20 protein-coding genes are annotated in these 20863 nt (G+C 69.3%); 7 read left to right on the top strand and 13 right to left on the bottom strand.

Going from position 1 to position 20863, the window contains the following annotated elements:
- Positions 1-52 precede the first annotated feature (52 nt).
- Together FFS72_RS05125 and FFS72_RS05120 are read right to left on the bottom strand one after the other, a co-directional pair.
- On the bottom strand, positions 53-1462 hold the full coding sequence (locus FFS72_RS05125) for a DUF4185 domain-containing protein (RefSeq protein WP_137872928.1): 1410 nt from the start codon (positions 1460-1462) through the stop codon (positions 53-55).
- Between the two features lie 185 nt (positions 1463-1647).
- Positions 1648-2934 (bottom strand): M18 family aminopeptidase, encoded by a 1287-nt coding sequence (locus FFS72_RS05120; protein WP_137872927.1) that lies wholly within the window; start codon positions 2932-2934, stop codon positions 1648-1650.
- A gap of 106 nt (positions 2935-3040) precedes the next feature.
- Between FFS72_RS05120 and FFS72_RS05115 the strand changes: the two genes are divergently transcribed.
- Positions 3041-4423, top strand: coding sequence for an L-serine ammonia-lyase (locus FFS72_RS05115; protein WP_137872926.1), 1383 nt, complete (start codon positions 3041-3043; stop codon positions 4421-4423).
- A 48-nt stretch (positions 4424-4471) separates the two neighbouring features.
- Here FFS72_RS05115 and FFS72_RS05110 read toward each other — a convergent pair whose 3' ends face one another.
- Positions 4472-4825, bottom strand: coding sequence for a VOC family protein (locus FFS72_RS05110; RefSeq protein WP_137872925.1), 354 nt, complete (start codon positions 4823-4825; stop codon positions 4472-4474).
- A 106-nt stretch (positions 4826-4931) separates the two neighbouring features.
- Between FFS72_RS05110 and FFS72_RS05105 the strand changes: the two genes are divergently transcribed.
- Positions 4932-5888: a Dyp-type peroxidase gene (locus FFS72_RS05105; protein ID WP_137872924.1), complete on the top strand. Its 957-nt coding sequence runs from the start codon at positions 4932-4934 to the stop codon at positions 5886-5888.
- A gap of 49 nt (positions 5889-5937) precedes the next feature.
- Here the strand turns inward: FFS72_RS05105 and FFS72_RS05100 are convergent, their stop codons facing one another.
- The 5 genes from FFS72_RS05100 to purS all read right to left on the bottom strand — a co-directional run bounded on the left by FFS72_RS05100 (position 5938) and on the right by purS (position 9751).
- The gene (locus FFS72_RS05100; RefSeq protein WP_050066452.1) at positions 5938-6417 is read right to left on the bottom strand and encodes a carboxymuconolactone decarboxylase family protein; all 480 of its coding nucleotides are present in this window, start codon (positions 6415-6417) and stop codon (positions 5938-5940) included.
- Positions 6414-7511: an NAD(P)H-dependent amine dehydrogenase family protein gene (locus FFS72_RS05095; protein ID WP_137872923.1), complete on the bottom strand. Its 1098-nt coding sequence runs from the start codon at positions 7509-7511 to the stop codon at positions 6414-6416. The genes FFS72_RS05100 and FFS72_RS05095 overlap by 4 nt, the downstream gene beginning before the upstream one ends.
- A gap of 107 nt (positions 7512-7618) precedes the next feature.
- Entirely contained in the window at positions 7619-8647 is a 1029-nt protein-coding gene (locus tag FFS72_RS05090; RefSeq protein WP_137872922.1) for a dihydrodipicolinate reductase, read from the bottom strand.
- 184 nt (positions 8648-8831) lie between these two features.
- Positions 8832-9509, bottom strand: coding sequence for a phosphoribosylformylglycinamidine synthase subunit PurQ (gene purQ / locus FFS72_RS05085; protein ID WP_137872921.1), 678 nt, complete (start codon positions 9507-9509; stop codon positions 8832-8834).
- Positions 9506-9751 (bottom strand): phosphoribosylformylglycinamidine synthase subunit PurS, encoded by a 246-nt coding sequence (gene purS / locus FFS72_RS05080; protein ID WP_050066448.1) that lies wholly within the window; start codon positions 9749-9751, stop codon positions 9506-9508. Before purS ends, purQ begins: the two co-directional genes overlap by 4 nt.
- A 138-nt stretch (positions 9752-9889) precedes the next feature.
- On the opposite strand from purS, the gene FFS72_RS05075 reads away from it, so the two are divergent.
- Both FFS72_RS05075 and FFS72_RS05070 read left to right on the top strand, forming a co-directional pair.
- Positions 9890-10534 (top strand): MBL fold metallo-hydrolase, encoded by a 645-nt coding sequence (locus FFS72_RS05075; RefSeq protein WP_137872920.1) that lies wholly within the window; start codon positions 9890-9892, stop codon positions 10532-10534.
- A 38-nt stretch (positions 10535-10572) separates the two neighbouring features.
- Positions 10573-11160 (top strand): TetR/AcrR family transcriptional regulator, encoded by a 588-nt coding sequence (locus tag FFS72_RS05070; protein ID WP_137872919.1) that lies wholly within the window; start codon positions 10573-10575, stop codon positions 11158-11160.
- A 17-nt stretch (positions 11161-11177) separates the two neighbouring features.
- Here the strand turns inward: FFS72_RS05070 and FFS72_RS05065 are convergent, their stop codons facing one another.
- The 3 genes from FFS72_RS05065 to FFS72_RS05055 form a co-directional block, all read right to left on the bottom strand.
- Complete coding sequence (locus FFS72_RS05065; protein WP_137872918.1) at positions 11178-11882, bottom strand: DUF2334 domain-containing protein; 705 nt, start codon at positions 11880-11882, stop codon at positions 11178-11180.
- Positions 11883-11978: 96 nt separating this feature from the next.
- A complete protein-coding gene (locus FFS72_RS05060) occupies positions 11979-12476 on the bottom strand; it encodes a glutathione peroxidase (RefSeq protein ID WP_137872917.1) in 498 nt (165 codons plus the stop codon).
- Entirely contained in the window at positions 12473-13882 is a 1410-nt protein-coding gene (locus FFS72_RS05055) for a cation:dicarboxylate symporter family transporter (protein WP_137872916.1), read from the bottom strand. The genes FFS72_RS05060 and FFS72_RS05055 overlap by 4 nt, the downstream gene beginning before the upstream one ends.
- Before the next feature lie 147 nt (positions 13883-14029).
- Here FFS72_RS05055 and FFS72_RS05050 point away from each other — a divergent pair, with 147 nt between their 5' ends.
- Together FFS72_RS05050 and FFS72_RS05045 are read left to right on the top strand one after the other, a co-directional pair.
- Positions 14030-15601 (top strand): sensor histidine kinase, encoded by a 1572-nt coding sequence (locus tag FFS72_RS05050; protein WP_137872915.1) that lies wholly within the window; start codon positions 14030-14032, stop codon positions 15599-15601.
- Complete coding sequence (locus FFS72_RS05045) at positions 15598-16290, top strand: response regulator (protein ID WP_050066441.1); 693 nt, start codon at positions 15598-15600, stop codon at positions 16288-16290. Before FFS72_RS05050 ends, FFS72_RS05045 begins: the two co-directional genes overlap by 4 nt.
- 51 nt (positions 16291-16341) lie before the next feature.
- Here FFS72_RS05045 and FFS72_RS05040 read toward each other — a convergent pair whose 3' ends face one another.
- Positions 16342-18471, bottom strand: coding sequence for a S9 family peptidase (locus FFS72_RS05040; RefSeq protein ID WP_137872914.1), 2130 nt, complete (start codon positions 18469-18471; stop codon positions 16342-16344).
- An 18-nt stretch (positions 18472-18489) separates the two neighbouring features.
- Complete coding sequence (locus FFS72_RS05035) at positions 18490-19374, bottom strand: phosphoribosylaminoimidazolesuccinocarboxamide synthase (RefSeq protein ID WP_137872913.1); 885 nt, start codon at positions 19372-19374, stop codon at positions 18490-18492.
- A 37-nt stretch (positions 19375-19411) separates the two neighbouring features.
- On the opposite strand from FFS72_RS05035, the gene FFS72_RS05030 reads away from it, so the two are divergent.
- Positions 19412-20845, top strand: coding sequence for an MDR family MFS transporter (locus tag FFS72_RS05030; protein ID WP_249353128.1), 1434 nt, complete (start codon positions 19412-19414; stop codon positions 20843-20845).
- Positions 20846-20863 lie beyond the last annotated feature (18 nt).

The following is a 20863-nucleotide window of genomic DNA, read 5'->3' as shown; positions in this document are numbered from 1 at the left end:
TTCGGGTCGACGATGCGGCCGCCATCCTCACGGTCCACGTTGCCCGTGCCGGTCACTCCGTTACCGGCACGACCTCCCCGCTCGGCAGCTCGGTTCCGATACGTCGCGCTTCGCCTGTGACCGCCGGGTCGGGGCGGTCGGCCTGGTCCCCGGATGCCATCTGCAGTCCGTTCAGGTCGGTGCGGAAGTAGATGACGTTGTAGCGATCCCAGGTGGTGCCGACGAATTCGAGGTATCGGCCGCTGCTCCACGGGTGCATGAACCCGCCGTACAGCGCGGGCACCAGGATTCCGGACAGGATCGTCTGGGTGCCGCTCCACGGGCCCTCCAACGTGTCGGCCTGCCGGATCACCAGGGAGTTCGTCTGGTCCGTGTACATCGCGACGTACTTGTTCAGGTACGAGTTCCACTGCACGGACAGCTCGCTGACCGGCGACTCGATCACCGCGACCGCCGACGCCAGGTCCGGCACCCACGCCGAGCCGTTCCAGTAGGTGTAGGCGCCGAGGTCGGCGATCTGCGCCTCGGGGACGCGGGCGAGCAGCGCGCTGCCGCTGCGTCCGGACCGGGTACCGAACTCGTAGACGAATCCACCGTTCTTGACGAACGCGCTCTGCTGGAAATCCGCGTTGCGGGCGTCGAAGTTGGGGATGCCGGGGATGTCGAGGCCCGCGACGTTGGGGCGCGCGGTGAGCGGGTCGAGGGTCCAGTTCTCGCCGTTGTCCGTCGACGACGCGAGAGCCGAGTACAGGGTCGTCCAGTTGCCGGGGGTGTCCCACGACTGCACACCCATCACCCGCATGTACTGGACTCCGCCGACGGCGATGCCCGCGGTGGGGATGACGGTGTACTCACCGGGGATGCCGAAGCCGGGGACGACTTCCTTCGAGACGTTCGCGGGACCGGGCGGAACCGGCATGAGCGGAGACGAGTCGATGCGCATGCCGGTCGCGAGATCGGTGTCGGCGCTACGGAACAGGACGTTGGATCGCCAGTCGTCGCCCTCGGCACCGCAGTCGCCGACGGTGTCGCCGAACGCGATCATCGTCTGGTGGGCGCCACCCGCATTGTCGTTGTCCCACATGATGCCGAGGTCGGTGCCCGAGACGTTGAATCGGTTGATGGTGTCGTTCGGGCTACCCGGCCCGGTGACCATCTCGATCGCGCGGGTTCGACCGGTCAGGACCGGCAGGCCGCCGTCCGGTGAGCCGGTGATCCACGGCGGGAGCACCTTGCCGAGCGACCCGGTGCTGCCTCCCTCCGACTGACCGCACGGACCTCCGGGGGCGGCACCTGAACCCGCGGAGCCGGAGGAACCCGAGGAGCCGAGCGACTGCCCGGTGGCCGGGGTCGCGGCGCCGGCGGCGAGGACGACGGCGACGCCTGCGGCGACGACGGCTCCGCTCACGCGACGCACGGCGGTCGTTCGGAGATGCGTGGACAGATGGGAACGCACGGGCATGGGCCCTCCTCGTCGACGGCAGGTCGGTCGGCGCGGGCGCTACCCCCGCCGAGCCCAGACAATCACGAGACGCACGTGACGGCCGGGCCGGGTGGGGAAATCGTCAACTCGAGTCACTGCTCCCCCGAACGACATTGTCGCCGCGCGTCACGCACCTCGCCATCCGACGATCGGCGGACAGCCCGTCAGTCCTCCGGGGTGAGGAACGCGGCGAGTGCCTCCGCGTACGAGGTGACGTCCGCGGCGCCCATCAACTCCCGCGCCGAGTGCATCGCCAACTGGGGTGCCCCGACGTCGACGGTGGACAACCCGGTCCGCGACGCGGTGATCGGTCCGATCGTCGACCCACAGGGCAGGTCGGCGCGATGCACGTACCGCTGCAACGGAACCCCGGCGCGGTCGCAGGCGAGCGCGAACTCCCCGGTGCCCGCCGCGTCGGTGGCGTACCGCAGGTTCTGGTTGACCTTGAGGACCGGGCCGCCGTTCACGGTGATGCGGTGCGCGGGCTCGTGCCGGTCCGGGTAGTTCGGGTGGGTCGCGTGGGCCATGTCTCCGGACGCGCACACCGACCCGGCCATCGCCCGCAGGTAGTCCTCACGACCCCCGCCGCGGCCGAGGACGACCCGCTCCAGCACCGAGTTCAGCAAGTCCGAGAAGGCGCCGCGGTCGGACATCGACCCGACTTCCTCGTGGTCGAACAGCGCGAGCACCGGGATCGCCTCCCCCGGATTGTCGACGGCGCCGAGGAGCGCCTGGGTTCCGGCGTAGCAGGTGCCCTGGTTGTCGAGACGCGGCGCGGACACGAGTTCGGCGTTCAGGCCGACGACGGCACTGGGCGCCAGGTCGTGGGTCATCAACTCCCAGCCGAGAACCGCGTCGGCGTCGACACCGGCCTCGCCTGCGATGAACGAGAGGAAGCTGCGCGGCGACGTCCCGACGCCCCAGATCGCATTGACGTGGCGTTGCGGGTCGAGGCTGACGCCCTTGCGTTCCTCGGACAGGTGGATCGCCAGCTGCGGCACCCGCAGGATCGGCCGGTCGACGCGAACGAGGTGCTCCCGCAACCGGTTTCCGTCGCGGACGCTGATCCGGCCGGAGATGCCGAGGTCGCGGTCGAGCCACGAGTTCAGCCACGCTCCTCCGTACGGTTCGAGGCCGACCATCTGCCAGCCTGCCGACTCCAGGTCGGGGTGCTGCTTGACCCGCAGGTTCGGGCTGTCCGTGTGCCCGCCGACGATCCGGAACGGCGCGGCCTCGTGTCCGAATCCCTCGGTGCTCCACGCGACGAGCGACCCGCCGCGCACGAGGAAGTACCGGCCCGCCGCGCTGGGCCAGCCGTCGGCCTCGCGCAACTCCACGAACCCCGCGGCGGTCAGCTCACCAGCGACCGTCGCGCACACGTGGAACGGCGACGGCGACGCGTCGACGAACGAGCAGAGTCCGGGGGCGGTGGCGTCGGTCAGCGTGGGCATGACCGCGATCCTAGTGTCGACCCACGCGACCAGGGAGGGCCGGCGGATCGCGGACCGGCCCCACGCCACCGGTCCGCGGCCGCTGGCTCGAGAGGAGGATGGTGATGTGACCGTCAGTGTGTTCGACATGTTCTCCGTTGGCGTCGGGCCGTCCAGCTCGCACACGGTCGGCCCCATGCGGGCCGCGGCGATGTTCGCCGACCAACTGCAATCCATCGGGGTGCTTGCGGTGACGTCGACGGTCCGGGTCGACCTGTACGGATCGCTGGCCGCGACCGGCCGCGGGCACGGCACACTCGCGGCGGTGCTGCTCGGTCTCGAGAGGCACCGCCCCGAGACCGTGGACCAGGATCGGATGGATCGGTCACGTGCCCGCATGCGCGCAACCGGCGTCGTCGAACTCGGTGGCACGATTCGGATCCCACTCACCGAGGACGGGATCGTCCTGCATCCCCTGACCGTCGTCGAGGAACATCCGAACGCGATGCGGCTGACCGCGTCGGCGGACGACGACTCCGTCCTGTTCACGGAGATGTACTTCTCCGTGGGCGGCGGGTTCGTCGTCACCGGATCGGGATCGACCACTGCCACGACGCCGGAGCCCACCGGCGGGGTCTTCTCGTTCCGCTCCGCGGAGGATCTGCTGCGTCTCGCCGGCCGTCACGGATTGTCCATCGGTGAGATCATGGCGCGCTTCGAGTGCGAGACACGATCCGACGACGAGGTCCGTGACCACCTGCGGTACATCGCCCGGGTGATGCACGAGTGCCAGGAGCGTGGGTTCCAGCGTGACGGCCTACTACCCGGCGGCCTGGGGGTCGAGCGCAGGGCACCGGAGTGGCACCGGCGACTGGGCGCAGAGGACCCGCACCGCGACCCCGCGTTCGCCGAGGACTGGGTGAATCTCGTGGCGCTCGCCGTGAACGAGGAGAACGCCGCGGGCGGGCGGGTCGTGACCGCACCGACCAACGGCGCAGCGGGCATCATCCCGGCCGTGCTGGACTACGCGCTCCGCTACTCGGCGCGGGGCGTCGAGCATCCCGACGAGGCGACCGTCGCCTTCCTCCTCACGGCGGGCGCGATCGGGTCGCTCTACAAGGACGGTGCATCGATCTCGGGAGCCGAGGTCGGCTGCCAGGGCGAGGTCGGGGTTGCGGCGTCGATGGCGGCGGCCGGCCTCGCCGAGGTCCTGGGGGGCACCCCGGCGCAGGTCGAGAACGCTGCCGAGATCGCGATGGAACACAGTCTCGGGCTGACGTGCGACCCCGTCGGGGGTCTGGTGCAGATCCCCTGCATCGAACGCAACGCCATCTCCGCGGGCAAAGCGATCAATGCCGCTCGGATGGCGTTGCGTGGTAACGGCAATCACCGGGTCAGCCTGGACCAGGTGATCGCTACGATGCGGGAAACGGGAGCCGACATGAGCCGCAAGTACAAGGAGACGTCGACCGGCGGCCTCGCCGTGGCGGTCAACTTCGTCGAGTGCTGACGGGCAGGTTGCCCCGTCCGATTCGACACCGGCCCAATCGAATCAGGATCAGTGCGACTGACCCGTGACACAGAAGCGGTTGCCGTCCGGGTCGGTGAGCGTCACCCACCGGAACCCGTCCATGTCGTGCCGTTCGTACTCGGCCGCCCCCGCCGCGACGAGCCGCTCGACCTCGGCGTCCAGGTCGGGTGCCCCGAAGTCGAGGTGCACCTTGTTCTTCCCGGGTGTCGGATCCTCGACCTTCTGGAACGCCAGCTTGTACGGCGTTCCCGGCACCCCGACCATGTAGAACCAGCCGTCGTTGTCGGATTCGATGCGGCCGCCGGTCTGCTCCGCCCACCAGGTTGCGAGCGGTCCGGGCTCCGCGCTGTCGAACGTGATCATCCCCAATGTCAACGTCATGACCGCACGCTACCGCCGGGCACCGACAGGAACGGTTCGTCGACCGTCTCGGTACGGTGTGCGGACCACGACAAGCCGCATTCACGACGCATCACGGAGGCCACCGATGACCGCTGCCCCCACCTCCACCTCCGAATCGCAGACGGTCGCCAACCCGTCCATGCCCGCCGCGATCTTCCTGGTCGCGACGATCGACGCGGGCGGCGAGGACGGCACCCGCGCTCTGCTGGCCGACGCGGCCGGACTGCGCCGGGCGGTGGCGTTGCGGGCGCCGGGAGCCGGACTCGAGCTCATCGTCAGCATCGGCTCGGCGGCGTGGGACCGTCTGTTCACGGGGCCGCGGCCCGCGCAGCTGCACCCGTTCCCGGTGCTGCGCGGCGCCAAGCACCAGGCCCCGTCCACGCCGGGCGACCTGCTCTTCCACATCCGCGCGATGAGCATGGACGCGTGCTTCGAGCTGGGGCACCGGATCACGGAACGGCTTGCCGGCGCGGCGACGGTCATCGACGAGGTGCACGGGTTCCAGTACTTCGAGGACCGGGACCTGATCGGCTTCGTGGACGGTACCGAGAACCCGAAGGGCAAGGAGGCGGTCGTCGCCGTCACCGTCGGGGACGAGGATCCGGCGTTCAGCGGCGGCTCCTACGTTCACGTGCAGCGGTACGTCCACAACATGGAGGCATGGGAGGCGCTGCCGGTTCCGGATCAGGAGAACGTCGTCGGTCGCACCAAGCAGGACGACGTCGAGATGGACGACGACGTGAAGCCCGCGAACTCCCACGTCGCACTGACCGCGATCAAGGACGAGCAGGGCAACGGGCTGGAGATCCTGCGGGCCAACATGCCGTACGGCCGGGTCGGCGACGGCGAGATGGGCACCTACTTCATCGGCTACTGCAAGGACCCGGGCGTCACGGAGCGGATGCTGGAGAACATGTTCCTCGGCGACCCGCGCGGCAATTACGATCGCCTGCTGGACTTTTCGACTCCGGTGACCGGCTCCGCGTTCTTCACCCCGAGCGCCGACTTCTTCGAGGCACTGCCCACCTCGCCCACGAACTGACGGAGCACGGAGGGGCGGTCGTACCCGACCGCCCCTCCGCTCCGGTTCGTCAGTGCCCGGGCAGCACGCAGGCGGTGTCGAGCCCGAGGACGCGGTTGAGGCGCCCGAACGCCAACCACGACCCGATGCTCATCGACAGTTCGACGATCTCCGCATCGGTGTAGTGCGCCTTCATCCGATCCCAGAACTCGTCGTCGAGACCGTGGTGGTCGAGCGCGTACCGCTCGGCGTACTCGGCGGCGAGACGGGTGCGGTCGTCGAAGTTCTCGGTGGTGCGCCAGTTCTCGACGTCCTCGTCGAAGCCGAGTTCGACCTTCACGCCATCGCGTTCGGTCCGCCAGTCCTGGCAGAATATGCAGCCGTTGATCTGCGCGATCCGCAGCCGCGCCGCCTCGAAGGCGGGCAGGTCGATCGTGGAGTGCTCGTAGACGGACAGCGAGAACTGGGAGGCGGGGAGCCCGATGCCGGGCACCATCTCTCCCCACACGTAGCCGATCGGGTCCTTGCCCTCGGGAAGGTCGATGATCATGCCGGGGTCCTCTCGAAAGTGGTGGCGGTGAGCTTCCCGATCGCGGGCCGGATCGGGACGTCGAGCGCGTCGTACATGGCCGGCTCGTTCTCGACGAGCCAGTCGATGGCGCCGACCAGCCGGCCGACGGCGGTGGCGTTGCCGCCCGCAGACCTGTTGCCGCCCTCGTCGGTCGCCTCGATGGACACCTCGATGCGGGGCCTGCCCTCGATTATCACCCGGTGCGCGCCCGCGCCGCCGTCGGCGGGAGTGGGCCAGTCGGGTGCACAGGACGGGTGGATGCGGGTGACGTGCTCGATGACGATGCGCGGCTCGCCGTCGACGATGCCCTGCACCTCGAACCGCAGCGCGCCCTGGGTGCCCTCCTCGAAGTCGCCCATGGTCGCGGTGGTGACGGTGGTTTCCAGCGGCCTGCGCAGGAGCGTCTCGCGGATCTCGTCGAGTTCGACGCCGAGAGCTCGCGCCATCAGCCGGACCTGACCACCCCACACCATCGTCGGGATGCCCGGCGCGACCATCGGTGGCGCGTAGTCCATCGGCTGACCCATTCCGACGAGCCACCGGACGGAGTCGGGCTGGTCGTAGGTGGAGTAGTCGAAGATCTCCTGGCAGCGGATCACGTCGACGGTCGTCGCGAGACCGCTGAGCAGCAGCGGCAGCACGTCGTTGCCCCAGCCGGGGTCGATGCCGGACGCGAACAGCGACCCGCCGCCCTCGTCGATCGCATCCTGGATCGCTTGACGCATCTCGGCGGGCGCGCTGCGGTGGTCGTAGAGCGGATACAGCGACGTGGTCACGACGACGGCACCGGCCCGGATGGCCGCGACGATGTCGGCGAGCGCGTCGTCGGGTCTGATGTCGCCGGACGCCGCGTACACCACGGCGTCGGGCTTGGACGCGAGAACGGTGTCGATGTCGGAGGTGGCGGCGACCCCGAGGCCGCGGCCGACATCTCCGAGGTCACCGGCATCGCGGCCGACCTTGTCCGGGTTGTGCACGATCACGGCGGAGAGTTGGAGCGCTGGGTGCGCGTCCACCGCCCTGATCGCTGCCCGCCCGACGTTTCCCGTGCCCCAGACGACCGTTGTGATCATGACCGGGGACGGTACCGAACTGGAACACGTTCCCGTGGCGGATCAAGACATTTCGGCGCTGCGCTCGAACAACACCGGGTCGAACGAACACCGGGGTCGGACGAGGCTCACCGGCGAAACAGATCCACCTCGTCGTAGATGCCGGGCTCGTGGCCCGCGAGCGTCTCGATCCTGCCGACGAGTCGGTCGACGGCCGCTTCACCACCGCGTCGCGGGCCGGGTTCGACGATCACCGCGATCCGCGGATCGCCGTCGACGAGAACGGTGTGCCCCGCTCCCCCGGCGGGTGGACGCGGCCACTCGGGCGCGACGTCCGGGTCGATGCGCCCGACGTGTTCGACGACGACGGTCGGCGCCCCGGCGACCCAGCCCTGCACCTCGACACGCACGGCCCCCATTCCGCCCGCCTCGAATTTGCCCATCGTCGCGGTCTCCACCGTGACCTCCAACTCGACCCGCTCGACGACCTCGCGGATCTCGTCGAGTTCGACACCGAGGGCCCGCGCCAGCTGCCGGACGCGGTCGCCCCACACCATCGTCGGCATCCGCGGGGCGAGCATCGGCGGCACGAACGACAGCGGCTCACCCATCCCCATGAGGTAGCGGACGGAGCCCGGCAGGTCGTACTCCGAGTAGTCGACCGTCTCGGTGACGCGGATGGATGTCGTACCGTCGCCGACGCTGCGCAGGGCGAGCGGCAGGACGTGCTCGGCCCAGTCGGAGTCGACGTCACCGATGTGGAGCCTTCCGCCGCCGTCACGAATGGCGGATCGAATTTCCTCTCGCACAACGGGTTCGGATTTCCGGTGATCGTAGAGGGGATAGATCGGTGGCGTCACCACGACCGCGCCCGCGGACAGTGCCGCGACGACATCCGCGCGCGCATCCGTGGACCGCGTGGTTCCGGACCCCGCGTAGACGACGGCGTCGGGTCGCGTCGCGAGAACCGCCACCGTGTCGTCGGTGGCGACGACACCGAGCACCCGGCCCAACGCCGCGAGGTCACCCGCGTCGCGTCCCACTCGGTCCGCGGTGGTCGTCACGACCGCCGTCAACATGAGCGCGGGGTGCGCGTCGACGGCACGGATCGCGTCCCGCGCGACACTGCCGTCACCCCACACGATCGTCGAGATCATTGCCGGACGGTAGCAAAACAGTGCACCCTCGTCCGCCCGGGCAAGTTCACGTGGCCGAACGCCACATTCGGTCAGAGTCGGTAGGGCACCGGAAGCGGCCGCGTCAGAGGCTGCGGACGTCGGAAATGCGGAAGGCCCCGGAACCGAACACTTCTCGATTCCGGGGCCTGCCGACCGTGCGATGTCAGGCGGAGACGACGCTCTCGAGCACGGAGTAGAACATGCCGAGTCCGTCGTCGCTGGGGCCGGTGAGGGCCTCGGTGGCGTGCTCGGGGTGCGGCATCAGTCCGACGACGCGACCGTTCGCCGATGCGATGCCCGCGATGCCGCGCTGCGATCCGTTGGGGTTGTCGCCCGCGTAGCGGAACACGACGCGGCCTTCGCCCTCGAGTTCGTCGAGCACGGTCTCCGACGCCTGGTAGCGACCTTCGCCCGACTTGAGCGGGATGAGGATCTCGGCGCCCGACTCGTAGCGGGAGGTCCACGCTGTCGATGTGGCCTCGACCTTGAGCCACTCGTCGCGGCAGATGAAGTGCAGGCCTTCGTTGCGGGTCAGCGCGCCGGGAAGCAGGCCCGCCTCGCAGAGAACCTGGAAGCCGTTGCAGATGCCGAGAACGGGCATGCCGCCCTTCGCTGCCTCGACGACCTTGCCCATGACGGGCGCGAACCGGGCGATGGCACCGCAGCGCAGGTAGTCGCCGTAGGAGAAGCCGCCGGGGACGATGACGGCGTCGACGCCCTTGAGGTCGGCGTCGCCGTGCCAGAGGCTGACGGCCTCGCCGCCGGCGAGGTTCACGGCACGCGCGGCGTCGACGTCGTCGAGGGTGCCGGGGAAGGTGATGACTCCGACGCGGGCGCTCATGCCTCGACGTCGATTCGGCGCACCGCCCAGTCCTCGATCACCGTGTTGGCCAGCAGGCCCTCGGCGATCTTCTCGAGCTCGGAGTCCTCGACGCTTCCGTCGATCTCGAGCTCGAAGCGCTTGCCCTGGCGGACATCGGACACGCCGGCGAAGCCGAGTCGGGCCAGTGCCCCGACGATGGCCTGTCCCTGCGGGTCGAGAATCTCGGCCTTCGGCATGACTTCGACAACGACACGGGCCACGTGCTGCTCCTCGGTTGGTGCGGGTGTGCCCGGGAGAATCACGCCGGGCAACTGGCAGTTTACCGGTCGGGCCCGGCGCGCCGCGCACTCGGGCGACGCCCCTCCCTCGGGGGTGTGAGGCAGCGCATACTCGACGTCATGCAGCTCACACATTTCGGCCATTCCTGCCTGCTCGTGGAGCACCTCGGAACGAGGGTCCTGTTCGATCCCGGGACCTTCTCGCACGGTTTCGAGGGCATCACGGATCTCGACGCGATCGCGATCACCCATCAGCATCCCGATCACGCGGACGCCGCCCGTCTGCCCGCGTTGGTGGAGGCGAATCCGCGGGCGGCGTTGTTCGCCGACCCTCAGACGACGGACCTGTTCGGCGACGCCTGGACGGCGGTGCGACCGGGTGATGCATTCGACGTCGGGCCCCTGCACCTGCGCGGCACCGGCGGCAGGCACGCGGTGATCCATCCCGAGCTCGCGGTCATCGACAACACCGCGTTCCTGCTCGGCGACGACGAGAATCCGGCGCGGTTGCTGCACCCGGGCGATTCGCTGTACATCCCGTACGAGAAGGTCGACGTCCTGGCACTGCCTGCGGCGGCGCCGTGGCTGAAGATCTCCGAGGCCATCGACTATCTGCGGGCGGTGAATCCGCGGGTCGCTGTGCCGATCCACCAGGGAATCCTCGCGAACGAGGGGACGGGCATCTTCTACGGTCGCTACTCCGAGATGGCTCCCGACGGCACCGAGTTCCGGGTCCTCCCGTCGGAGGACTCCGCCGAAGTGTGACCGGACAACTCGTTACTTCGTTCCGCTAGTTTGGCGGGATGCCGAAAGTGATCGACATCGACCAGCGCCAGCAGGACATCGCGGAAGCGGTGTGGCGGGTCCTGCTCCGCGATGGGATCACCGCGGTGTCGGTGCGCGACGTCGCCGCCGAGGCAGGGCTGTCGCCCGGGTCGCTGCGGCACACGTTCGGGAGCAAGGCGGAGCTGCTCGCGTACTCGATGCAGTTGGTGCACCGGCGGGCGGAGGAGCGCGCCTACGCGCACGCCGACGTCGAGGACCCGCGGGATCGCGTGATCGCGATCGTCTCGGAGATACTTCCCCTCGACGAGACCAGGCGCTCCGAGCTGGAGGTGAACCTGGCGTTGATTGCCGAGGCGCCGGCGCATCCCGAACTGGGCGCGATCGCCCGCAACGCCCAGCACGCGCTGCGCGAGGGACTGACGATCCTCGTCGCCGACATGAAGCACCACGGGCTGTGTGCGCCGTGGCGGAACGTCGCCGACGAGGCGCGGCACCTGCACGCCCTGCTCACGGGCGCGGCGATGCATGCGATGGTCGGCGATCAGGACAGTCCCGCGTCGGCTCTGAAGATGGTCACCGACCACATCGATTCACTGGCGAAATAGCGCTCGGGGCGACGGTCTCAGGCGACGTCGAGGTTGCCGCGCCGCGGCGTCCACACGTAGGTGCCGGGACGCGCCTCGTGATGCAGGGCCAGATCGACGGCGTCGATCAGTGCCTGCCGCGGTCCGGGCAGCGAGAGCTTCTTCGCGGCGATCGCGAGGCGGACTGTTCCGCCGCGTCGGGCGGTGCGGCCGGTCCCGAGGACCATGGCGCGGCACCACCACGGTTCGGTGCGGAATCCGTCCCCGATGCCGAGAATCCGGGCGCGCACAACGGTGTCCCGCTCGAGGTCGTGGATTCCGGTCAATCCGGCGAGAAGCCGAAATCCGGTGCGCGGCAGCGCGTTCACCGCACCCGGGGACGCCAGCCAGCGGGGCGCCGCGAAGACGCGGGTCCGGAGGCCGACCTCCTCCATGACCCGGTCGGCGGCGGTGAGCCGGAGCATCGCCTCGTGTTGCGGCAGCGCCGCGAATTCGGCGCGGCGCTTCTTGGTCGCGGCCTGGTCGTAGCCGTGCAGCACGATGGCGTCACCCGTGCTCTGCCGGGTCCGCAGCCAGTCCTGGGTGCCCTCGTCCCGCACGAGGCGGTACTTGTCCTTCAGACGGGGGGCGACGAGCAGCGACAGCGGGACGCCGCGGGCGTCCATCTCGCTCGCGAACTCGGCGGCGAGGTCTCGGGTCTCGTCCCTGATGCCCGACACCGACACGATCAGCGTTGCGGTCATGACCCCAGCGTGGCATCCGAAGATGAACGTGCGCTGACGCCCGTGAGTCCTTTTGGCCCGCTTGCGGACAAAAGGACTCACGGGCGGCGGAGCCGCCTATCGGGGAAGGACGGCCTCGATCGCGGCGACGACCTCGGGGGCGTCGGGCTCGGTGCGGGGACGGAAGCGGTTGACGACGGTGCCGTCGGGCGCGACGAGGAACTTCTCGAAGTTCCACTGGATGTCGCCCGCTTCGCCGTCGGCGTCGGCGGTCTTGGTGAGTTCGGCGTAGATCGGGTGCCTGCCCTCGCCGTTGACCTCGATCTTCTCCGTCAGCGGGAAGGTGACGCCGTAGGTGGCCGAGCAGAACGTCTGGATCTCCTCGGCGTTGCCCGGCTCCTGGCCCATGAACTGGTTGCAGGGGATGCCGATGACGGTGAGGCCGCGGTCGGCGTACCCGGAGGCGAGCTTCTCCAGCGCCGTGTACTGCGGGGTGAGACCGCACTTGGAGGCCACGTTCACCACGAGCACTGCCCGTCCGTCGAAAGCGCCGAGGGAGGTCGGCACGCCGCCGAGTGTGTTGATCTCGATGTCCTGAAGCTGCGGGTTCGTCATGACATCGACCGTACGGGAACCGAAGCGGCAGCGGTCATGTCATTCAACGGGCGGGATTCGTCCTCAGGCAGGTCGTCGTCGATCATCGTCGTCTCGTCGAACGGGAGCTGCCCGGACAGCACCTCGCGGACGCGACCGCGGTCGACGCTGTTGGTCCAGGTGCCGATCAGCAGGGTGGCGATGGCGTTGCCGGAGAAGTTGGTGACGGCACGGGCCTCGGACATGAACCGGTCGATGCCGACGATGAGGCCGACGCCGTCGAGCAGTTCGGGGCGATGGCTCTGCAGGCCACCCGCGAGGGTCGCGAGGCCGGCTCCGCTCACTCCGGCGGCGCCCTTGGACGCGATGATCATGAACACGAGCAGCGAGATCTGCTCGGTGAGCGAGAGGGGCATGTCCATGGCGTCGGCGACGAAGATCGAGGCCATCGTCAGGTAGATGGCGGTGCCGTCGAGGTTGAACGAGTAGCCGGTGGGTACGACGATGCCGACCGTGGACCGCTGCACGCCGAGGTGTTCCATCTTCGCGATCAGCCGGGGCAGTGCGGACTCGGACGACGAGGTCGCGAAGATCAGCAGGTACTCGCGGGCCAGGTACTTCACGAGGGCGAACACGGAGAATCCGGTGACGAGACGCAACAACAGGCCGAGAACGCCGAACACGAAGATCGCGCAGGTGACGTAGAAGCCGACCATCAGGGTGCCGAGCGCGGTGACGGCACCGAGGCCCGTCTGCCCGACGACGCTCGCGATCGCGCCGAACGCGCCGATCGGGGCGAGCCACAGGATCATCGCGAGGATGCGGAACACGAGTTTCTGCACGTAGCCGATGCCGGTGAGGACGGGTTCGCCCTGCTTCCCCATCGCCTGCAGCCCGAACCCGACGAGCAGCGCGACGAACAGCGTCTGCAGGACATTGCCTTCGGTGAGTGCCGACAGCAGCGAGGTCGGGATGATGCTCGCGACGAAATCCATGGTGCCGCCCGCGCCGTGCGCCTTCTCCGCCAGCCCGGCGCCGACCGCGGCGTCACCGGGGGTGAGTTGCAGGCCCGATCCGGGGTCGAGGAGGTTGCCGACGACGAGTCCGATGCCGAGTGCGACGGTGGACATGCCGAGGAAGTAGACGAGGGAGAGCCCACCGACCTTGCCGACCTTCGCGGCGGCCTTCACCGATCCGATGCCGAGCACGATCGTGCAGAAGATGACCGGACTGATCATCATCTTGATGAGGCTGATGAACAGTGTTCCGAGCACGCCGAGGTCCTTGCCGACGCCGGGTGCGAGCCAGCCGACGAGGATGCCGGCGACCACCGCGACGATCACCGCAAGGTAGAGCCAGTGGGTGCGGTCGCGCTTGCGCCGTGTCCCGGGGGCCGGGGTACGGTCCCGCCTCGTGTTTGTGGTCATGACCTGTCCTGTCCTCTCGACTGACGTTCGTCGGATCGGTTGCAGTGACCGCCGTCACGTCCACCTCGGGAAGAATGGTGGTATGCGCCGGGGCCTCCGGTCACGGTTGCGTGCGTTTCGTTCACGGGAGTGTGGGAGAGGACACGGGTGTTCGGGTCTGCGCGTCGCGCGTCGCTTGCACGTCAGGTGCTGGTGCTTCAACTGCTGGTGCTGGCCGTCGTCGTGCTGGTGGGCGGCGCGTTCACCGTCCTCGACGAGCGCCGGGACGCGGACGCCGCCGCCCGACGCGAGGTCGTCGCGGTCGCGGAAACCCTCGCCGCGGCCGACGGGACGGCGCAGGCGCTACGCTCCCCCGACCCCACCGCCGCGCTGCAGCCGGAGGCCGACCGGATCAGCGCGGCGACCGGCACCGACTTCGTCGTGGTGATGGCACCGGACCGAACGCGGTACACGCACCCCGATCGGGCGCTGATCGGCGGCAAGTTCACCGGCACCATCGACCGCGCGCTGGCCGGGGAGACGTTCACGGAGACCTACGCCGGTTCGCTCGGCCCGTCCGTCAGGGCGGTGGCCCCCGTCGTCGACGACGGGCAGGTCGTCGGGCTGGTGTCGGTCGGGGAGACGCGGGAGCGGATCAGCGACCAGTTCGTGCGTGGGCTGCCGCTGATCCTGATGCTGACGGCGGGCGCCCTCGCCCTCGCGGCGCTGGGCTCGGTCCTGCTCGGCAGTCGGGTACGGCGGCAGACACTCGGCCTCGCACCGGACGAGCTGCGCACCCTGTACGAGCACCACGACGCCGTCCTGCACTCGATCCGCGAGGGCCTGCTCGTGTTCGACGCCGACTCCGACACCGCCGACGTGGTCAACGACGAGGCCAGACGCCTGCTCGCGCTGCCCGCCGGTCCCGTTGCACGCGCGGATCTTCCGCCGTCCCTGCGCGACCTCGGGTCGGGACGGGCGGAGGACGAGGTGCACGTGACCGGGGATCGGGTGCTGGTCGTGAACCAGGCTCCGGTCCGGTTCGAGGGACGCCGTATCGGTACCGTCCTCACCGTCCGCGACCAGACCGAACTGCAGTCCGTGACAGGTGAACTCGATTCGATGCGCCTGTTCACCGAGTCGCTGCGGGCGCAGGCCCACGAGTCCGCGAACCGCCTGCACACCGTCGTCACGATGGTCGAACTGGGACGCACGGAGGAGGCGGTGGCGTTCGCGACGGCGGAACTGGAGCTGTCGCAGCACCTGATCGACCGTCTCACCGCGACGGTCCACGAACCGGCGGTGCTCGCGTTGCTGCTCGGCAAGGTCAACCAGGCCGCGGAACGGGGCGTCGACCTCACCGTCACCGACGACACCACGCTGTCGTCCGCCGCTCCCCTGACGCAGCGCGAACTCGTCACGGTGGTGGGCAATCTCGTCGACAACGCCATCGACGCCGCGGCGGGCTCCCGGGGAGGCGACGACAACCCGTGGGTGGAGGTGACGCTGACCGCGGACGACGCCGCGCTCGACGTCCGCGTCGCCGACAGCGGACCGGGCATGTCCGCCGACGAGTTCGCCGCCGCATCGCGTCGCGGTTACTCGACGAAGTCCGACCATCACGGCCTCGGTCTCGCCCTGGTCGCGCAGGTGGTGTCCCGCCACGGGGGCCGCATCGAATCCGAGAACACGTACGGTGCAGTCATTTCCGCGCGCATACCGAAGGAGGGAAACGCATGATCCGGGTGCTGGTGGTCGAGGACGAGAAGCTGATCGCCGAGGCGCACCGCAGCTACGTCGAACGGGTCCCCGGGTTCGAGGTCGTTGGCGTCGCGCACACGGTCGTCGACGCGATGCGGGCGGCGGTGTCCGCATCGGCGACCGACGCACCCGTGGACCTGGTGCTGCTCGACCTCGGGCTGCCCGACGGCAGCGGACTGGACGTGGCCGCGGCGCTGGGCGGATTACGCCCGACACCCGACGTCATCGCGATCTCCTCGGCCCGCGAGATGGCGACGGTGCGCGCGGCCGTGAGTCAGGGTGTCGTGCTGTACCTGCTCAAGCCGTTCACGTTCGCCGCGTTCCGGGACAGACTCGAACGCTACCTCGACTACCGCAGCGCGCTGCCGTCCGGCGAGTATGCACTCAGCCAACGCGACGTGGACCGGGCGATGGCCGTGCTGCGCAGCACGGACTCCCGCGCGACGACCCCGAAAGGTGTTGCACCGCAGACTCTCGACGAAATCTCGGCGGTGGTACGCGATGCCGGTGACGCCGGAACTTCCGCGGCCGAGGCGGCCTCGGCGGTCGGCGTCTCCCGTGTCACCGCGTGGCGCTACCTCGAGCGTCTCGCCGACGATGCCGTCGCCGACCGGCGCACCGTCTACGGGCGCGCCGGCCGACCGCAGGTGCGGTACGTGTGGAGGTAGTGCGCGTCTCCTGATCCCTCGGTGCGCCGACGGGGATTCGGAGACCTGCCCTTACGTGAGGCCCGCCGTGTCCAGCACCCACGCGTACTCGAACGCCACCTCGCGCCACTTCTCGTAGCGGCCACTGACGCCGCCGTGGCCTGCGCTCATCTCGGTCTTGAGCAGCAGCGGCGAGTCGCCGGTCTTCGTGTCCCGAAGCTTCGCGATCCACTTCGCGGGTTCGACGTAGAGGACGCGGGTGTCGTTGATGCTGGTGATCGCGAGGATCGCGGGGTAGTCGTGGGCGCCGACGTTCTCGTACGGGGAGTACGAGCGCATGTAGTCGTAGACGTCCTTGTCTGCCAACGGGTTACCCCACTCGTCCCATTCGATGACGGTCAGCGGCAGCGACGGGTCGAGGATCGAGGTGAGCGGGTCGACGAACGGCACGTTCGCGAGGATGCCGGCAAACAGTTCGGGTGCGAGGTTCGCGACGGCTCCCATGAGCAGTCCGCCCGCGCTGCCGCCGTCGGCGATCATGGCCTGCGGGGTGGTTCGTCCGGTGTCGACGAGATGCCGTGCGCAGGAGACGAAGTCGGTGAAGGTGTTCTTCTTCGACAGCATCTTGCCGGTGTCGTACCAGTGCCGTCCCATCTCGCCTCCGCCGCGGACGTGCGCGACGGCGAAGACCATGCCGCGGTCGAGCAGGGACAGACGCGCGACGGAGAAGCCCGGGTCGATACTCGCCTCGTAGGAGCCGTACCCGTACAGGAGCAGCGGCGCCGGGCCCGCGGCGTCGGCGACTCCGGTCTTGCGGACGATGGAGATCGGGATGCGGGTGCCGTCGTCGGCGACCGCCCAGTCGCGGTGCTGCTCGTAGTCGGCGGAGTCGTACCCGCCGAGCACCGGCTGTTCCTTGCGCAGCAGCAGTGCGCCACTGGCGATCTCGTAGTCGTACACGCGGCTGGGCGTGATGAACGACGTGTACCCCATCCGCAGCAGCGGACTCTCCCACTCGGGGTTGGAGCCGCTGCCAACCGAGTACAGCTCCTCGTCGAATTCGAGTTCGTGCAGCTCGCCGTACCCGGATTCGGTCAGCGGCCACACCGCGAGCCGGGTCAGCGCCTCGCGGCGGTAGCCGACGACGAGGTGCCCGGCGAACGCGTCGATGTCCTCGAGCCGGGCGTCGGCGCGGTGCGCGATCAGCGTGCGCTGGTCCGTCGGGTCGGTGACCGGGGTGTCGACCAGGGTGAAGTTCTCGGCCTTCACGCCGTCCACCACGCCGTTGTGCAGGATGAGGAACCGGTCCTCCCCGCCGACGACGGCGTGCTCGATGCCGTACTCGACGCCCTCCTCGCGGGGCCAGACGACGGTGAACTCCCCCTCGGGATCCGAGGATTCGAGGTAGCGGACCTCGGAGGTGATCTTCGAACCGATCCAGATGGTCAGGTACTTCTCGCTGCGCGTCGAGCCGAAGCCGACCCAGAACCGCTCGTCGGGTTCGTGGAACACCTGCACGTCCGCGGACCGCTCGGTGCCGAGTTCGTGACGCCACACGGTGTCGGGACGCCACGCCTCGTCGACCGTCAGATAGAAGACGTGCCTGCCGTCCACCGACCACGTCGCACCGGGCGCGGTGCCGGGAATCTCGTCGGCGAGCAGCTCACCCGTCTCGAGATTCTTGAACCGCAGCGTGTATCGCTCGTCGCCCTCGGTGTCGACCGAGTACGCGAGCAGTGTCCCGTCGAGGGTCACGGTCATCGCGCCGAGCGCGAAGAAGTCGTGCCCCTCGGCGAGCTCGTTGCCGTCGATCAGCACCTGCTCGCCGGGGATGTCCGCGTCGGTGGACAGCACCGGCGGCGTCCAGTCGTCGGGCGCCTCGATGGGGCACCGGCAGTGCACGCCGTACTGCTTGCCCTCGAACGAGCGCGAGTAGTACCACCACTGCCCCATCCGGGACGGCACCGACAGATCCGTCTCCTGGGTGCGGGACTTGATCTCGTCGAAGATCGACTCCCGCAGGGACGCGAGGTGGTCGGTGCGCGAGGCGGTGTACGCGTTCTCCGCCTCGAGGTACGCGATCACCTCGGGGTCGTTCTTGTCGCGCAACCACTCGTAGTCGTCGACGAACGTGTCGCCGTGGTGGGTGCGCTCCTGGGGAACCTTCTTCGCGACCGGGGCCGCAGTGACGGGCGAACTCATGTCGCCCACCCTAGGCGGTCAGCCGATCCAGTCGTCGAAGGACAGTCCGGAGATCCGCTCGTACGCCTCGATGTAGCGGGCACGGGTGGCGTCGACGATCTCCTGCGGCAGCGGCGGCGGCGGAGTGTCGGACGCCCGGTCCCAGCCGGACTCGGGGCCCGTGAGCCAGTTGCGGACGAACTGCTTGTCGAAGCTCGGCTGCACCTTGCCCGCCTCGTAGCCGTCGGCGGGCCAGTAGCGCGAGGAGTCGGGGGTGAGGACCTCGTCGGCGAGCACCAGGTTGCCGTCGTCGTCGACACCGAACTCGAACTTGGTGTCCGCCAGGATGATTCCGCGCTCGGACGCGAAGATCGCGGCGCGGCCGTAGATGTCGAGGGTGTCCTGTCGGAGCTTCACCGCGAGGGCCTGACCGACCTGGTCGACGACAGCCGCGAAGTCGACGTTCTCGTCGTGGTCGCCGAGGGCGGCCTTCGTGGCGGGCGTGAAGATCGGCTCCGGAAGCTGCGACGACTCCACCAGGCCCTCCGGCAGCGCCACCCCGCACACCGCCCCGGTGCGCTGGTAGTCCGACAGGCCCGAACCCGTCAGGTAGCCGCGCGCCACGCACTCCACCGGCACCATCTTCAGCTTCTTCACGACCAGTGCCCGACCGAGGACCTCCTCGGGGATGCGCTCGTCGTCCGGCGGTCCGGCCAGATGGTTCTGCGCCGTCAACCGGGTGAAGAAGAACACGCTCATCGCCGTCAGCACCCGGCCCTTGTCGGGGATCGGGGTGCTCAGGATGTGGTCGTACGCGGAGATCCGGTCGCTCGCGACGAGCAGGAGGTGCTCGTCGTCGATCGTGTACAGGTCGCGGACCTTGCCGCCTGCGAGGTGGGCGTAGTCGGAGAGTGAGGGGCGCACGGTCCAACCCTATCGGGTGGGGTTGATACTCGATCAGGTGGCAATCGAGATCGACAGACGCAGCATCGGCCTGCGTTCGGAGCGTGGACCGGTGCTCGCGTCGCTGATGCTCACCACCGCGCTGGTCGCGCTCGACTCGACGATCATCGCGACGGCGGTGCTGACCATCGTCCGCGACCTGGGCGGATTCGGTCAGTTTCCGTGGTTGTTCTCGATCTATCTGCTCGCCCAGGCCGTGTCGGTACCGATCTACGGCAAGCTCGCCGACCTGTTCGGACGCAAGCCGGTGATGCTGTTCGGCATCGCGACGTTCTGCATCGGATCGGTGCTCTGCGGGCTGGCGTGGTCGATGCCCGCGCTGATCGCGTTCCGCGCGGTCCAGGGCCTCGGCGCGGGCGCGGTGCAGCCGATGAGCCTGACCATCGCGGGCGACATCTACACACTCGCCGAGCGCGCCAAGGCGCAGGGCTACCTCGCGAGCGTGTGGGGCATGTCCGCCGTGGTCGGCCCGACCCTCGGCGGCGTGTTCTCCGAGTACCTGTCGTGGCGCTGGATCTTCCTGATCAACGTGCCGCTGTGCGCGGTCGCGGCATGGGCGCTGATGCGGCACTTCCACGAGAGTCCGCGACGCGACCGGCCACGCGTCGACTACCTCGGCGCGGCGCTCCTGACCTGCGGCGCCGCGCTGGTCATCCTCGGCCTGCTCGAAGGCGGGCAGGCGTGGCCGTGGAACTCCCCCGCATCGCTCGCCGTGTTCGGTGCCGGAGCGGCTCTGCTCCTCGCGTTCGCCTTCGTCGAACGCCGTGTTGCCGACCCGATCCTGCCGCCGTGGGTGCTCACCCGCCGCGTCCTGGCCGTCAGCAGCATCATCTCCGCCGCCGTCGGCGCGATCATCATGGGCGTCACCTCGTACATCCCGACCTTCGTGCAGGGCGTGCTCGGGACCGGCGCGCTGGTCGCCGGGTTCGCTCTCGCCACCCTCACCATCGGCTGGCCGATCAGCGTGTCGCTCGCCGGGCGCCTCTACCTTCGGGTGGGATTCCGGATCACCGCACTCCTCGGCGCGACCGCCGCCGTCACCGGGACCGCGCTGACCCTCACCCTGGACGCCGGATCGGGTGTCTGGCAGGTGGCCGTGTTCTGCTTCGTGATCGGCGTCGGGATGGGACTGGTGTCGAGTCCCACCCTGATCGCCGCGCAGTCCAGCGTCGACTGGTCGCAGCGCGGCGTCGTCACGTCGACGAACATGTTCGCCCGGTCGATCGGCAGCGCGGTCGGGGTCGCGGCGTTCGGAGCGATCGTCAATGCGCACATCGGTGGCACGGACACCCCGACGCCCGAACAGCTGTCGGGAGCGCTACACCTGGTCTTCCTGGCGGTGGTCGGGACGACCGCCGCGATCCTCGCCGCCGCCGCCTTCATGCCGGCCCGGGTGCACTCCCCCGAGGACGCCGGCTCGGGGCCCGGCTGATCCGCTGCCGAAGCGGAC

The sequence above is a fragment of the Rhodococcus sp. Q genome (genome assembly GCF_005503035.1).
In the GTDB taxonomy this organism is placed as follows: domain Bacteria; phylum Actinomycetota; class Actinomycetes; order Mycobacteriales; family Mycobacteriaceae; genus Rhodococcus_G.
Note: the sequence above shows the minus strand (reverse complement) of the source record. Positions and strands in the feature narration are given on the sequence as shown.

Coding starts and splice junctions, on each gene's coding strand:
- FFS72_RS05125 (WP_137872928.1), bottom strand. CDS start 1,462: ATGCCCGTGCGTTCCCATCTGTCCACGCATCTCCGAACGACCGCCGTG.
- FFS72_RS05120 (WP_137872927.1), bottom strand. CDS start 2,934: ATGCCCACGCTGACCGACGCCACCGCCCCCGGACTCTGCTCGTTCGTC.
- FFS72_RS05060 (WP_137872917.1), bottom strand. CDS start 12,476: ATGACGAACCCGCAGCTTCAGGACATCGAGATCAACACACTCGGCGGC.
- FFS72_RS05065 (WP_137872918.1), bottom strand. CDS start 11,882: ATGACCGCAACGCTGATCGTGTCGGTGTCGGGCATCAGGGACGAGACC.
- FFS72_RS05055 (WP_137872916.1), bottom strand. CDS start 13,882: ATGACCACAAACACGAGGCGGGACCGTACCCCGGCCCCCGGGACACGG.
- FFS72_RS05040 (WP_137872914.1), bottom strand. CDS start 18,471: ATGAGTTCGCCCGTCACTGCGGCCCCGGTCGCGAAGAAGGTTCCCCAG.
- purQ (WP_137872921.1), bottom strand. CDS start 9,509: ATGAGCGCCCGCGTCGGAGTCATCACCTTCCCCGGCACCCTCGACGAC.
- FFS72_RS05070 (WP_137872919.1), top strand. CDS start 10,573: ATGCCGAAAGTGATCGACATCGACCAGCGCCAGCAGGACATCGCGGAA.
- FFS72_RS05095 (WP_137872923.1), bottom strand. CDS start 7,511: ATGATCACAACGGTCGTCTGGGGCACGGGAAACGTCGGGCGGGCAGCG.
- FFS72_RS05075 (WP_137872920.1), top strand. CDS start 9,890: ATGCAGCTCACACATTTCGGCCATTCCTGCCTGCTCGTGGAGCACCTC.
- FFS72_RS05105 (WP_137872924.1), top strand. CDS start 4,932: ATGACCGCTGCCCCCACCTCCACCTCCGAATCGCAGACGGTCGCCAAC.
- FFS72_RS05100 (WP_050066452.1), bottom strand. CDS start 6,417: ATGATCATCGACCTTCCCGAGGGCAAGGACCCGATCGGCTACGTGTGG.
- FFS72_RS05090 (WP_137872922.1), bottom strand. CDS start 8,647: ATGATCTCGACGATCGTGTGGGGTGACGGCAGTGTCGCGCGGGACGCG.
- FFS72_RS05110 (WP_137872925.1), bottom strand. CDS start 4,825: ATGACGTTGACATTGGGGATGATCACGTTCGACAGCGCGGAGCCCGGA.
- FFS72_RS05045 (WP_050066441.1), top strand. CDS start 15,598: ATGATCCGGGTGCTGGTGGTCGAGGACGAGAAGCTGATCGCCGAGGCG.